General features: G+C 66.1%; 12 protein-coding genes and 1 tRNA gene. 3 read left to right on the top strand and 10 right to left on the bottom strand.

The features are described 5' to 3' along the window. Window positions 1–29: 29 nt before the first annotated feature. Window positions 30–935, bottom strand: coding sequence for a TauD/TfdA dioxygenase family protein (locus tag AC3WL2_RS03960; protein WP_102683494.1), 906 nt, complete (start codon window positions 933–935; stop codon window positions 30–32). A gap of 28 nt (window positions 936–963) precedes the next feature. Further along, window positions 964–2,004, bottom strand: coding sequence for an ABC transporter substrate-binding protein (locus AC3WL2_RS03955; RefSeq protein WP_102683495.1), 1,041 nt, complete (start codon window positions 2,002–2,004; stop codon window positions 964–966). Between the two features lie 362 nt (window positions 2,005–2,366). Between AC3WL2_RS03955 and AC3WL2_RS03950 the strand changes: the two genes are divergently transcribed. Both AC3WL2_RS03950 and AC3WL2_RS03945 read left to right on the top strand, forming a co-directional pair. Next, window positions 2,367–3,887, top strand: coding sequence for an ABC transporter permease (locus AC3WL2_RS03950; RefSeq protein WP_256582485.1), 1,521 nt, complete (start codon window positions 2,367–2,369; stop codon window positions 3,885–3,887). Beyond that, window positions 3,884–4,747 carry an ABC transporter ATP-binding protein gene (locus AC3WL2_RS03945; protein WP_102683497.1) on the top strand — a complete coding sequence of 288 codons (864 nt, stop codon included), beginning with the start codon at window positions 3,884–3,886 and terminating at the stop codon, window positions 4,745–4,747. The genes AC3WL2_RS03950 and AC3WL2_RS03945 overlap by 4 nt, the downstream gene beginning before the upstream one ends. Window positions 4,748–4,849: 102 nt before the next feature. Here the strand turns inward: AC3WL2_RS03945 and AC3WL2_RS03940 are convergent, their stop codons facing one another. From AC3WL2_RS03940 to AC3WL2_RS03905, 8 genes are all read right to left on the bottom strand, one after another. After that, entirely contained in the window at window positions 4,850–5,125 is a 276-nt protein-coding gene (locus AC3WL2_RS03940) for a DUF971 domain-containing protein (protein ID WP_102683498.1), read from the bottom strand. After that, complete coding sequence (locus AC3WL2_RS03935; RefSeq protein ID WP_102683499.1) at window positions 5,125–6,090, bottom strand: HEAT repeat domain-containing protein; 966 nt, start codon at window positions 6,088–6,090, stop codon at window positions 5,125–5,127. The genes AC3WL2_RS03940 and AC3WL2_RS03935 overlap by 1 nt, the downstream gene beginning before the upstream one ends. Beyond that, window positions 6,087–6,938, bottom strand: coding sequence for an ABC transporter ATP-binding protein (locus AC3WL2_RS03930; RefSeq protein ID WP_102683500.1), 852 nt, complete (start codon window positions 6,936–6,938; stop codon window positions 6,087–6,089). Before AC3WL2_RS03930 ends, AC3WL2_RS03935 begins: the two co-directional genes overlap by 4 nt. Further along, entirely contained in the window at window positions 6,938–7,714 is a 777-nt protein-coding gene (locus tag AC3WL2_RS03925; RefSeq protein ID WP_102683501.1) for an ABC transporter permease, read from the bottom strand. Before AC3WL2_RS03925 ends, AC3WL2_RS03930 begins: the two co-directional genes overlap by 1 nt. A gap of 15 nt (window positions 7,715–7,729) precedes the next feature. Next, complete coding sequence (locus tag AC3WL2_RS03920) at window positions 7,730–9,136, bottom strand: ABC transporter substrate-binding protein (RefSeq protein ID WP_102683502.1); 1,407 nt, start codon at window positions 9,134–9,136, stop codon at window positions 7,730–7,732. Window positions 9,137–9,260: 124 nt separating this feature from the next. Beyond that, the gene (locus tag AC3WL2_RS03915; RefSeq protein WP_008096634.1) at window positions 9,261–9,506 is read right to left on the bottom strand and encodes a 4Fe-4S dicluster domain-containing protein; all 246 of its coding nucleotides are present in this window, start codon (window positions 9,504–9,506) and stop codon (window positions 9,261–9,263) included. A 149-nt stretch (window positions 9,507–9,655) separates the two neighbouring features. Further along, entirely contained in the window at window positions 9,656–11,380 is a 1,725-nt protein-coding gene (locus AC3WL2_RS03910; protein ID WP_102683503.1) for a fumarate reductase/succinate dehydrogenase flavoprotein subunit, read from the bottom strand. Then, the gene (locus AC3WL2_RS03905) at window positions 11,377–12,126 is read right to left on the bottom strand and encodes a GntR family transcriptional regulator (protein WP_102683504.1); all 750 of its coding nucleotides are present in this window, start codon (window positions 12,124–12,126) and stop codon (window positions 11,377–11,379) included. Before AC3WL2_RS03905 ends, AC3WL2_RS03910 begins: the two co-directional genes overlap by 4 nt. A 212-nt stretch (window positions 12,127–12,338) precedes the next feature. On the opposite strand from AC3WL2_RS03905, the gene AC3WL2_RS03900 reads away from it, so the two are divergent. Then, window positions 12,339–12,415, top strand: a tRNA-Arg gene (locus AC3WL2_RS03900). Window positions 12,416–12,420: the final 5 nt, after the last annotated feature.

Below are 12,420 nucleotides of genomic sequence, written 5' to 3'. Positions count from 1 at the left end.
ACAGGGGCCGCTTTGCGGCCCCAACGGTCTCAGCCCTTGCGCGTGGTCCGGCTCAGTTGCCCATCCACGCCCACCGGCACCTCGCCGGCCAGGGTCACCCGACGCACGATGCGCGGCTGCGTACCGTAGTCATCCACCGCATAGTGCTGGGTCGCGCGGTTGTCCCAGATCGCCACGTCCCCGGCCTGCCAGCGCCAGCGCACGGTGTTTTCCAGGCGTGTCACATGCCCCTGCAGCACCGCGAACAGATGCTGCGAGTCGGCCAGCGAATAACCCTTGATACGTTTGACGAAATGCCCCAGTTGCAACACACGCTCGCCACTGACCGGATGCACGCGCACCACCGGGTGCTCGGTCTCGTACACCGTCGAAGTGAACACCTTGCGATAGCGCTCCAGCTTGGCCGGATCGACATCAGGTTTCGCACTGGCGTAGTCGTACTCGTTGCTGTGCACCGCCCACAGCTGGTCGGCCAGGGCGCGCAGCGGTTCGGGCAGTTCCTGGTAGGCCGCGGCGGTGTTGGCCCACACCGTGTCGCCACCGGAGGCCGGCGCCACCACGCTGCGCAGGATCGAGGCCTTGGGATAGGCATCGACGAAGGTCACGTCGGTGTGCCAGGAGTTGGCCCGCTGCCCCTCGGCGCCATCGAGCTGGAGCAGGTAGCTGGTGCCATCGACCACGGGCACCGTGGGGTGGGCGATGGGGTCGCCGAGCCGTTGGGCGAAGGCTTCCTGCCCTACGTCATCCAGATGCTCCTGGCCTCGGAAGAAGATCACCTTGTACTGCACCAGCGCCGCCTGGATGGCGTCGACGGTGGTCGGGTCGAGGTCGGCAGACAGCTTGATGTTGCGGATCTCGGCGCCGATGCGCCCGGCAACGGGGTGGATGTCGAGTTCGAGGGTTTGCGGCGCGGTGGCCAGTGCGGCGTTGCTCATGGTCGTGCTCCTCAGGGTTGTTGTCGGGTCAGCGGGCGGCCTGGGTGGCCTGGTCCTGTTGCAGGGCGTGGTCGATGAAGCGTGGTTCGATCCAGTCGGTTACCTGGAAGCCACGGCGGATCAGGCGCTCCTTGGTGGCCAGGTCGACGCCCTGTTGCAGCAGGCCGACGAAGCCAGCGTCCAGGCGTGGGTCGAAGTATTCGGCAAGGTTTTCCTCGGCCAGGTCGTCGCGCAGGATCGACTTTGGCCAGTTGGCGGTATTGGCCACCAGGTCCACGTAGGCTTCGCGATTGCGCTCGTCGCGCAGCCACTTCGCCGCCTGTTCCTGGGCGTTGACCAGGCGCTGCACCAGGTCGGGGTACTGGCGAATGAACGCGTCGGTGCCGAGCAGCACCGCTTGAGTACTGCCGGCCCCTTGCAGGTTGCGTGAGTTGACCGGCAACTCGACCAAGCCCCGCTCGCGCAGCGACAGCAGGTTGGACAGGCCCCAGGTGGCGTCGATCTGCTTGGCGGCCAGGGCGGCATTGGCGGCGTTGAAGTCGAGGTTGATGACTTTCAGCTCACGCTCGGACAGCCCCTGGCTGGCCAGGGCACTGGCGAACGACAGCTGGTTGGCGGTGCCGCGGAACACTGCCACGCGCTTGCCCTTGAGATCCTGCAGGCTGTGGATGCCCGAGCCCGGAACTACGCCGAGGTAGCTCTTCACACCGCGCACCCCAGCCGACAACACGCGGGTGTCGAGGCCGCTGGCCTTGCCGATGATCGCGGCCAGGTCGCCCAGATAGGCGAAGTCCGCCTGGCCGTTGGCCAACGCTTCGTTGACCACGGGGCCTGCGCCCTTGAAGAAGCGCCAGTCGATGCGGATGCCGTCCTTGGCAAACTCCTTCTCCAGCAGTTGCTGATCGCGCAGCACATCCACCACGCCGCCGGCACTGGGCTTGCTGCCAGCGCTGAGGTCGGGCACGGCGATACGGATCACATCCGGCTGGGCGGCATGCGCTGCCACGGGCACGGCACTCAACAAGGCGGCGAGCAACGGGCTGAGCAGGTGGCGGAAGGTGGTTTTCATGGCAAGGCTCCTTGGCAGGCTGCCACCGGCGATGGCCGGCGCTATGGGCCAGAAGCTAGGCAGGTCCGGTTAGAACCTACAAAGATCAAAACTTCATTTTTTAGTAACCAGAAGGCATAACTCAGGCGCCATGCGGGCCTGCGACGGGCTTGCAGGAAACGCATGGAAAATATGAGGAAAACGCAACGGGACGGGGCTTTCGCATGCACCGACCGCATGCTTTTATCTCTTGAATACTATTTATGTGAATTTTTAATTCCATAAATGAATAAACAAGGAACGGTTTGGGAGATGCCCCGATGAGCGAAGTCTTGAGCGCAAGTCTGCGGCGCCTGTGGCGGCCGCTGCGCGGCCCTTTCGCGATGCAAGGCCGCTCCTACCTGCCGTGGATCGTGCCGTTGGCGGTGGCGGCCTTGTGGGTCGTCGCCAGCCGGGAGCACTGGATGAGCGAACAGATCCTGCCCGCCCCCGCGCTGGTCTGGCAGAGTGCGCTGGAGTTCGGCTCCGGCGAACTCTGGGGCCACCTGTGGATAAGTCTGCAGCGCCTGATCTGGGGGCTGCTGGCAGGAGTCGCCAGCGGCCTGCTGCTGGGCACTTGGCTGGGCGGGTCGCGACGGGCGCAGACTCTGGTGCTGCCCACCTTCGTCGCCCTGGCGCAAATCCCCACACTGGCCTGGATCCCGCTGTTCATGCTGTTCTTCGGCATCGGCGAGCTGCTCAAACTGGTAGTGCTGGTCAAGGCGGTGGTGGTGCCGGTCACGCTACACACCCTGGTCGGTGTGCGCGACGCCCAGCCCAAGCTGCGCGAGGCCGCCGCCGTCCTGCGCCTGCCCTCTCACCTGCTGTTCCTGCGCCTGTTGCTGCCCGCCGCGCTGCCGGCGTTTCTCGCCGGTGTGCGACTGGCCTTGGCCACTGGCTGGACCTCGCTGCTGGCTGTGGAACTGCTGGCCTCCAGCGAAGGCATCGGCTACCTGATGGTCTGGGGGCGGCAGTTGTTCATGCTCGACCTGGTGTTCCTCTGCATCCTGCTGATCGGCCTGGTCGGCGCACTGATGGATCGCGGCTTCTCGCGCCTGGAACGCAGCCTGTTGCACTGGCCGCAACCGGCCACTGGCGAGCAGTTGCGCGGCCAGGTGCCACGGGGCTGGCAAAGCCTGCTGCTGCCTGCGGGGCTGTTGCTGCTGTGGCAGGCCGCCAACAGCCTTGGCTGGGTCGATGCCAACATCCTCTCTTCACCGCTGGATGTGCTGCGCAGCCTGTACGCAGGCCTGCTCGACGGTTCGTTACCCGAGGCCCTGCGCCTGAGCCTGCAACGCACCCTGGTCGGTCTGTTGATCGGCGGTGGCGCGGGGTTCGCCCTGGGCCTGCTGCTGGGCCTGTCAACCAACGCCGAGCGCTTGCTCGGCCCGAGCCTGTCGGCGTTGCGCCAGGTGGCGCTGTTCGCCTGGGTGCCGCTGCTGACCGCCTGGTTCGGCCTGGGTGAAGGCGCCAAGCTGGTGTTCGTCGCACTGGCGGCGTTCTTCCCGATGCTGATCGCCACCCAACGCGGCATCGCCAGCCTCCCGCCACAGTTGGGCGAGGCGGCGCAGGCCCTGCGCCTGGACCTGCCGCACCGGCTGCGTCTGCTGGTGTTGCCCGGCGCTGCCCCGGCGATCTTCGCCGGGCTGCGCCTGTCGCTGATCTATGCCTGGCTCGGCACTATCGGCGCAGAGTACTTCATGCCCTCGGACGGCGGCATCGCCAGTCTGATGATCGGCGCCCAGCAATTGTTCCGCATGGACCAGGTGATGGCTGCCATGGTCCTGATCGGCCTGGTCGGCGCCCTGCTCGGCCACCTCGGCCAACGCCTTGAATCACGCGCCACGCGCTGGAGATCCGCATGAACGCTTTCATCACCCCGGCCCTGCACGCGGCCAACCAAGCTGATGCCACACCGCCGCTGGTCAGCTTCGAGAAAGTCGGCAAGACCTTCAGCGTCGACGGTCAGCCGTTCGAAGCCATTCGCGACTTCGACCTGTCGATCGAACAGGGCGAATTCATCGCCATCGTCGGCTCGTCGGGCTGCGGCAAGTCCACCCTGCTGCGCCTGCTGGTGGGCCTGGACAACGACTACAGCGGCCAGATCCGCGTCGATGGCCAGCCGGTCAACGGCATCGGCGGTGAACGCGGCATCGTGTTCCAGGAGCACCGCCTGTTTCCCTGGCTGACGGTGGCGCAGAACATCGGCCTGGGCCTGGTCAACGACAAGCTCACCCAGGGCGAGCGCGCCCGTCGGGTGCATGAATTCGTGCACCTGGTGGGGCTGGTCGGTTTCGAATCGGCCTACCCGCACCAGCTGTCTGGTGGCATGGCCCAACGCGTGGCGATCGCCCGGGGGCTGGTGGCCAGCCCGCGCATCCTGCTGCTCGACGAACCGTTCGGCGCCCTGGATGCACTGACCCGCCAGCAGTTGCAGGACGAGTTACTGGCAATACGTGAGCGTTCTGGGGTGACCGTTCTGCTGGTGACCCACGATGCCGAAGAGGCAACCTACCTGGCCGACCGGGTGGTGGTGCTGGAACCGCGGCCGGGGCGGATCAAGGCGGTGGTGGAAGTTGGGCTGTCGCATCCGCGCCAACGCACCGGGGTGGCACTGCATGGCTTGCGCGAGAAGGTGCTGCACCAGATTACCGGGGATGGCGGCTATCTGCGGCCGGTGGTGCATAGGGTGGAGGGGTTGCGGCCGGAGTTGATTGCGCTCTAGGGGTGGGTTGCCTGTACCGGCCTCATCGCCGGCAAGCCGGCTCCCACAGGGTATTGCCTTGCTTTTGTGGGAGCCGGCTTGCCGGCGATGAGGCCGGTGCGGTCAACCGAGACTGCGCAGGTAGTCCCAGGGATAAATCCCCCGCTCATGCCCATCGCTGAACACCAGCTGCACCCCATACCCCTGGACCTCGATCCGCGCCACCCGCACATCCTCGCCCACCAGCGAAATCGCACCCTTCAACCGTGCTGCCCGGCACTGTGAACATGGGCAGGCACCGCGCAGCCGGGCGTGGCTGATCAACTGCTCAGCCTCACCCCACTGCACCAGCAGCTCACCGCGTGAGCGGTGGTTGCGCAAGGCGCTGGGCGCGCCCATCACACCGCCCCTTGCAATTGCGCCAAGGCAATGCGCACGGCCTTGCGCACTTCCGGGTCGCTGTCGGCCTCGGCCGCCTGCAACGCCGGCAATGCCCGGGCTTCACCCAGCTCGCCCAGCGCCAGTGCGGCTTCCTTGCGCAGGTTGGCGATGCCATGGCCCAGCAATTGCGCCAGCCCATCCAACGCGGCAGCATGGCGCAGCCGGCCCAAGGCCCGCGCCGCGCGCAAGCGGACCTGCCAATAGCTGTCGCCCAGCGCCGCGATCAACGCCTGGCCCGCTGCAGCCTGGCCGACCTTGCCCAGGGTGGTCGCCGCCTCTTCACGCACCTGCCAGGCCTCGTCGGCCAGAGCGCCGATAAGCGCCGGCAGCACACCGGCATCCCGGGCCAGGCCCAACGCCCCAATGGCGGCGCGGCGCACGTCGGTATCCGGCTCGTTGGCCGCCAGTTGCGCCAGCGCGGGCAAGGCCGGCGCATGCTTGAGCCAGCCGAGGATGCCCACCGCTTCGCGGCGCACACCGGCATCCACATCCGCCAACGCCTGCAACGCAGGCACAGCGGCGTCCTCCAGGCGCAGCTCGCGCAGGGCGCGCAAGGCGCTGGCCCGCACGAAGGCATCGGCATGGCTGGCCCAGGGCAGGATCAATTGCCCCGCCTCCTGGGTCTTGAGCTCGCTGAGGCTCTGGGCAGCCGCCAGGCGCACCGGCTCGGCGGGGTCGGCCAATGCGGCGCACAGGCCCTGCACCACTTCCGGCGCCTCCCAGGCTTCAAGCAAGCGCGCGGCTTCGGCGCGCACATCAGCATTGGCGTCGACCAACAGCGCATCGGTGAGCCAAGGCAGGCCGTCCGGGTCTTCCAGGTCGGCCAGTTCGATCAGGGCGATGCGTCGCACGCCGGCATCAAGGGCGTTCAGGCGTGGCAGCAGTTCGATGATGTCGGGGTTGTCCGTGATTCGTTCAGTCATAGCGCAATCCGCAGCGGAGGATGGTCGGTGTCGGGCAGGCCCAAGGGTGTCAGGCGCGGCAGTTCGCGTCCTTCTTCATGGCGCAGCAACGCCAGGCAATGGCGTTTGAGGTGGGTGAATGCAGGGCTGGTCAGCAGGCTCGCTCGCCGCGGGCGGGCGAAGTCCAGCCGCAGATCTTCGATAAAACGCCCAGGCCGGGGGCTCATCACCAGGAGGCGGTCGGCCAGGAACAGCGCCTCATCGATGTCATGGGTAACGAACACCACCGTGGTGCGAATGCGCGCCCAGATATCCAGCAGCAGTTCCTGCATGCGCGCACGGGTCTGCGCATCGAGGGCGCCGAACGGTTCGTCCATCAGCAGCAGGCGCGGGCGGTTGATCAGTACCCGAGCGATCTCGGCGCGTTGCTGCATGCCGCCGGACAACTGACTGGGCCAGCGTTGGGCGAAATCACCCAGGCCGACCAGTTGCAGCATCTCGGCGGCCTGATGTCGACGCTCGGCCTTGCCCAGCCCCTGCATCTTCAAGCCGAAGGCCACGTTGTCGAGCACGCGGAGCCAAGGCAGCAGCGTGTGATGCTGGAACACCATGCCGCGTTGCGGCGAAGGGCCGTCGACCGCTTGCCCGTCCACCAATAACTGGCCGCCGGCCGGCGTCAGGTGCCCGGCCAGTGCGCCGAGCAACGTGGACTTGCCGCAGCCGGACGGTCCGAGGATGCACACGAACTCGCCCGGGGCGATGGCAAAGTCCAGCGCCTGCACCGCTTCGAAGGTGTCACGCCCATGGCCCAGGCGAATCGACAAACCCTGCGCTTCGATCCGCCCGGGCACCTTTTGATAACTGCTCATCACGCACGCCTCCGTATCCAGGGCGTGGCCAGCGCGCCAAGGTGCTTGACCAGCGCGCTGCTGCCCATGCCCAGCACGCCGATCAGCAGCATGCCGACGATGATGTCGGGGTAGTTCTGCAAGGTGTAGGACTCCCAGGTGTAGTAACCGATACCGAACTGCCCGGCGATCATCTCGGCAGTCACCAGGCAGAACCACGAGGTGCCCATGCCGATGGCCAGCCCCGTGACGATGCTCGGCAGCGCGCCCGGCAGCACCACTTCGCGCAGGATCGCCCAGCGCCCGGCGCCCAGGCTGCGCGCCGAGGCCACCAGGCGCGGGTCGATCGCCTCGACGCCGTGCACGGTATTGAGCAGGATCGGGAACAGCGCACCGGTGAAGGTGATGAACACCATCGACAGCTCCGAGGAGGGGAACATCAGGATCGCCAGCGGGATCCAGGCCACCGCCGGGATCGGCCGCAACACTTCCAGCGGCGGCATCAGCGTGTCCTCCAGCCACTTCGAGCGACCGATCAACAGGCCCAGGCTCACCCCCAGCAGCGCCGCCACGCCGTAGCCGGCGAACACCCGCGCCAGGCTGCTGCCCAGGTGCGCCAGCAGGGCGTTGGAGGCCAGCAGTTGCCAGGCGGCGTCGAGCACCGCGCCGGGCGTGGGCACGTAGGTGAAGGTGAACAGCAGCAGGTCCAGCTTGTGGCTCGCGGCCAACTGCCAGAACAGCAGGCAGGCCAGCAGCGACGCCAGGCGCAGGGGCCAGCGCGCAAGGTCACGGGTCATGGCGGCGGCTCCCGATCAGCGCTGGGCCAGCAGCTTCTGGTTGGCCTGCACGAAGTCCAGCGCTTCGCCGCCATGGGCCTTGGCGTACTGCTCGGCCTGGTCCTTGAGCAGGAAAACCGCCAGCTGGCCCTGGCCGTTGCGCACGAACCAGGCCTGGTTGGCCAGCAGCTTGATGCCGCTGTCGGCGGCCTGGGCGTAGATCGCGCGGATATCCTTGCCCTCCTGTTCCAGCTGGGCCAGGGCGCTGAGCGCGGCTTCCGGGGAGGCGTAGTGGCGCACCTTGTCCTCGCCGCGTACCCAGATTTGCGCCAGGCGGCTGAAGTCGGTGATGGGCTTGCCGGTCGCGGCATCATTGGCCTTGAGTGGCAGCGGGTCGTAGTTTTTCAGGGCCTTGTCGTAGTCCTGCCCGGCCTGCTTGTAGGCGCTGCGGATGTACTGGTCATCGATGAACTGCGCGGTGTCCAGACCCCGGTCGGTCTTCTTCAGCAGCTTGAGGGTGTCGATGGAGGTGGCCACGGCCTGGCGGTACTCGGGCTTCCAGGTGAGGTCGCGGGTCTGCAGGCCGAGCGGGCCGTGGAACAGGTAGTTCACCTCGGCTTCGATGCCGGTGACTTTCTCGATCAGCTCGCTGTACTTCTCGGGCTCGGCGGCGAGCAGGCGGTCGGCTTCCAGGCTGGCACGCAGGTAGGCGGTAACCACTTCCGGGTACTTTTTCGCGTAGTCGGCGTCCACCAGCGCGCCATGGAAGGTCGGCGCGTTGGCCTGGGCGCCATCGTAGATCTTGCGGGCGAAGCCGCGGTTGGGGAACAGCTCGGCAAAGGGCACGAAGTCGGCGTGGGCCTCGATGCGGTTGCTGCGCAGGGCGGAACCGGCGATCTCCGGAGCCTGGGCAATGATCTTGACGTCCTTCTGCGGGTCCCAGCCTTGGGCGGCGACCGCGCGCAGCAGCATGCCGTGGGCGGTGGAGGCGAACGGCACTGAGATGGTCTTGCCCTTGAGCTCGGCCAGCGACTGCACGCTGGAGGCGGCCGGCACCACGATGCCGTTACCGCTGCCGTGCACGCTGCCGGACAGCACGCTGATGAACAGGCTGCGCTTGCCGGCGTCGAGGTGGGCGACGCCGTTGAACGAGCCGGGGAAGTCGGCCATGGCGCCAAAGTCGAGCTTGCCGGCGACCATCTCGTTGGTCAGCGGCGCGCCGCTGGTGAAGTTCTTCCATTCGACCTGGTACTGGGCGTCCTTGTACTTGCCGTCATGGGGCAGGTATTTGTCGAGCAGGCCCAGCTCGCGGATCAACAGGCCGCCGGTGGCGCAGTTGATGGTGGTGTCCTGGGTGCCGATGGCGATACGGATGGTTTCGGCGCTGGCGTTCAGGCCGGTGATTGCCAGCGCAAAGCCGGCCACGGTTGCTACAAGGCGCATGGGTGTTTCCCCTCGAATCGTTTTGAGTATTGGAGTCGTCTCCGCCACCGGGCTGGGGTGGTGGGAAACGAGGGGCATTGCAGGTGGGCGTCCGGTGGTTCGGCCGGATGGCGGGGGTTCGGGTTCAGCGCAGCAGGTACGGGATATCGACCTTCACCGCGCCGGTGGGGCAGTCCTTCTCGCAGGGCATGCAGTACCAGCATTCATCGAAGGCCATGTAGGCCTTCTGCGTGGCCGGGTTGATGGCCAACAGGTCCATGGGACACACCTCGACGCAGACCGTGCAGCCTTTTTCGGCGATGCATTTGTCTTCATCGATAGTCACCGGGGCGCTGCTGCGAAAGAAGATTTCCTGGGGTTGGTAGGCCATGTTCACGGGGTCCTTAGGGCCTTTGGCCCTCTTTATGGTTCATCGCCGGGGCGGCTGGCCCTATCGCTGGCAAGCCAGCTCCCACAAAAGCGCTATGCCCACCCTGTGGGAGCCGGCTTGCCGGCGAAAGGGCCGCACAGCGGCCCCATTCACGCCGCGTCAGCCTTCACCCGCAGCCGGTCGTACGCGGTCTGTTCCTCGGCATCCAGCGGGATCAGGTACGGCTCCACCGCTTTCTTGAAGCTGGTCATCCCACCGTCCTCGCCCTTCTTCAGATGGCAATGCACGAACCACTCGCCATCATTGCGCTCGGGGAAATCAACCCGGTGGTGGTACAGCCCCCAGCGGCTCTCCTTGCGGAACAACGAAGCGCGCGCGGCCATCTCGGCGCAGTCGCGGATGACCGCAACTTCCATGGCACGCATCAGCTCATGGGGGTTGTTGGCCTTCATCTGCTCAAGATCGCGTTCGATTTCGGCGAAGCGCGCCAGGCCGATTTCCATCTTCTTGGTCACCTTGGGCGGCTGCAGGTAGTCGTTGACCATGCGGCGTAGCTTGTACTCGACCTGGGCCGGCGGCAGGCCGTGCTCACGCTGCAAGGGCGCGAACACCCGCGCCTGTTCGCGTTCGACCTGCTGCGTGTCGACCTCGGCGTACTCACGCCCGGCCACATACTGCGCGGCATTCACCCCGGCGAACCAGCCATAGGTGAACGCGCCGAGCATGTAGTTGTGCGGTACCGCGGCCATGTCGCCGGCGGCGTACAGGCCCTTGACGCTGGTCTCGGCCTTTTCGTTGACCCACACCCCCGAAGCCGAATGCCCGGAGCAGAAGCCGATCTCGGAGATATGCATCTCGACCATGTGCTGGCGGTAGTCGGTGCCACGCCCGGCGTGGAACTGGCCACGGCTGGGGCGCTCGTTGCTGTGCAGGATTTCCTCGATGTTCTGGATGGTTTCCTCGGCCAGGTGGTCGAGCTTGAGGAACACCGGGCCGTTGCCGCCTTCGAGCTCCTGGTGGAACTCCCACATCATCTGCCCGCTCCAGTAGTCGCACTCGATGAAGCGCTCGCCCTTGCTGTTGGCGGTGTAGCCGCCCAGGGGGCCGGTGACGTAGGCGCAGGCCGGGCCGTTGTAGTCCTTGATCAGCGGGTTGATCTGGAAGCACTCCAGGTTGGCCAGTTCCGCCCCGGCATGGTAGGCCATGGCGTAACCGTCGCCGGCATTGGTGGGGTTTTCGTAGGTGCCCATCAGGTAGCCCGACGAGGGCAGGCCCAGGCGCCCGGCGGCGCCGCAGGCAAGGACAACCGCCTTGGCGCGGATCACCCGGAACTCGCCCGAGCGGCAGTCAAAGCCCAGTACACCGGCGGCGGCGCCTTCGCCATCGAGCAGCACGCGGGTGCAGACCATGCGGTTGCTGATCTCCACCCGGGCGCGCTTGAGCTGGCGGTACAGCACCTTCTTGATGTCGTGGCCCTCGGGCATGGGCAGCACATAAGCGCCCATGTGGTGGACCTTCTTCACCGCGTAGTCGCCTGTTTCGTCCTTCTCGAACTTCACGCCCCAGCGGTCGAGCTGCTCGATGGTCTCGAAACTCTTGGTGGCGTAGGCATGCACCGCGGCCTGGTTGACGATGCCGTCGTTGGCGACGGTGATTTCCTTGGTGTACTGCTCGGGCGTGGCATGCCCGGGGATGATGGCATTGTTCAGGCCGTCCATGCCCATGCTGATGGCGCCGCTGCGCTTGACGTTGGCCTTGTCCAGCAACAGCACGCGCAGGGTCTTGTCCTGCTCCTTGGCCTTGATCGCGGCCATGGGCCCGGCGGTGCCACCGCCGATGACGACGATGTCATAATCCTGGGTCTGGATGCTCATGCCTTGCCTCCCTTCTGGCGGTCGATGCGCAGGCGGTACTGGAACGCGTCGCCACGGTAATAAAGGTGTTCGAAGTCCAACGGGGCGCCGTCGGCGGTGTGGGTGAGGCGCTCGATACGCATGATCGGCGCACCCTCTTCCACCTCCAGGGCCTGGGTCAGGTCGCTGTCGGCGAGCACCGCGTCGATGGCAAGGTCCGCATGGCCAAGGGCGATGCCGCAGTCGTTTTCCAGCAACAGGAAGATGTCGCGGGTAACCAGGTCGGCCTTCTCCAGCTTCTCGCCGACCGCCTGGGGCAGCCAGGTGATTTCCAGCGACACCGGCTCGCGGTTGATCAGGCGCACGCGGCGGATTTCGGTAACCAGGCTGCCCTCCTCGACCTGCAGCCGCTGCGCGACCAATGCACTGGCCGGCACATGGCGGAAACTGCGCAGGCGGTTGAGCACTTCGTAGCCCATCTGCGTCATCGACTCGGCCAGGCCCTGCAGGGTGCTGACGTTCTGGAACGCCTTGGGCTTGGCGACAAAGGTGCCCTTGCCATGGATCTTGAAGATCAGCCCTTCCTTCTGCAGGTCGCCCAGGGCCTGACGCACGGTGATGCGGCTGACGTCGAAAGCCTTGCCCAGCTCGTTTTCCGAGGGCATGCGGCTGTGCGGTGGGTAGCTGCCGTCGAGGATGCGCTCGCGCAGCAGTTCCTTGAGCTGGGTGTAGAGCGGTACGGGAGAAAGCGGGAGCAATTCGGCCATGGTCTTCTCTGCTGGCTGACTTGTTATAACAAGTTGTGACCAGAAGATAGTGGGTATAAGCCTGGACTGGGAAATACCGATATCGAATATGGTTAGAGCGCATCGCAGGGCAAGCCCGCTGCCACGGGCGCGCGATCGCACAGCCAGGGAAAAACACTCCTATATCAAGGCGATGGACGCCACCAACGCAGATGGGTATCATGCGCCCCGTTGCACTCGTAGCTCAGCTGGATAGAGTACTGCCCTCCGAAGGCAGGGGTCGTGGGTTCGAATCCCGCCGAGTGCGCCATGACT

This window comes from Pseudomonas sp. FW305-96 (genome assembly GCF_058783825.1).
This window is presented reverse-complemented; position numbering and strand designations above follow the sequence as displayed.

Coding starts and splice junctions, on each gene's coding strand:
- AC3WL2_RS03960 (WP_102683494.1), bottom strand. CDS start 935: ATGAGCAACGCCGCACTGGCCACCGCGCCGCAAACCCTCGAACTCGAC.
- AC3WL2_RS03955 (WP_102683495.1), bottom strand. CDS start 2,004: ATGAAAACCACCTTCCGCCACCTGCTCAGCCCGTTGCTCGCCGCCTTG.
- AC3WL2_RS03950 (WP_256582485.1), top strand. CDS start 2,367: ATGCAAGGCCGCTCCTACCTGCCGTGGATCGTGCCGTTGGCGGTGGCG.
- AC3WL2_RS03945 (WP_102683497.1), top strand. CDS start 3,884: ATGAACGCTTTCATCACCCCGGCCCTGCACGCGGCCAACCAAGCTGAT.
- AC3WL2_RS03940 (WP_102683498.1), bottom strand. CDS start 5,125: ATGGGCGCGCCCAGCGCCTTGCGCAACCACCGCTCACGCGGTGAGCTG.
- AC3WL2_RS03935 (WP_102683499.1), bottom strand. CDS start 6,090: ATGACTGAACGAATCACGGACAACCCCGACATCATCGAACTGCTGCCA.
- AC3WL2_RS03930 (WP_102683500.1), bottom strand. CDS start 6,938: ATGAGCAGTTATCAAAAGGTGCCCGGGCGGATCGAAGCGCAGGGTTTG.
- AC3WL2_RS03925 (WP_102683501.1), bottom strand. CDS start 7,714: ATGACCCGTGACCTTGCGCGCTGGCCCCTGCGCCTGGCGTCGCTGCTG.
- AC3WL2_RS03920 (WP_102683502.1), bottom strand. CDS start 9,136: ATGCGCCTTGTAGCAACCGTGGCCGGCTTTGCGCTGGCAATCACCGGC.
- AC3WL2_RS03915 (WP_008096634.1), bottom strand. CDS start 9,506: ATGGCCTACCAACCCCAGGAAATCTTCTTTCGCAGCAGCGCCCCGGTG.
- AC3WL2_RS03910 (WP_102683503.1), bottom strand. CDS start 11,380: ATGAGCATCCAGACCCAGGATTATGACATCGTCGTCATCGGCGGTGGC.
- AC3WL2_RS03905 (WP_102683504.1), bottom strand. CDS start 12,126: ATGGCCGAATTGCTCCCGCTTTCTCCCGTACCGCTCTACACCCAGCTC.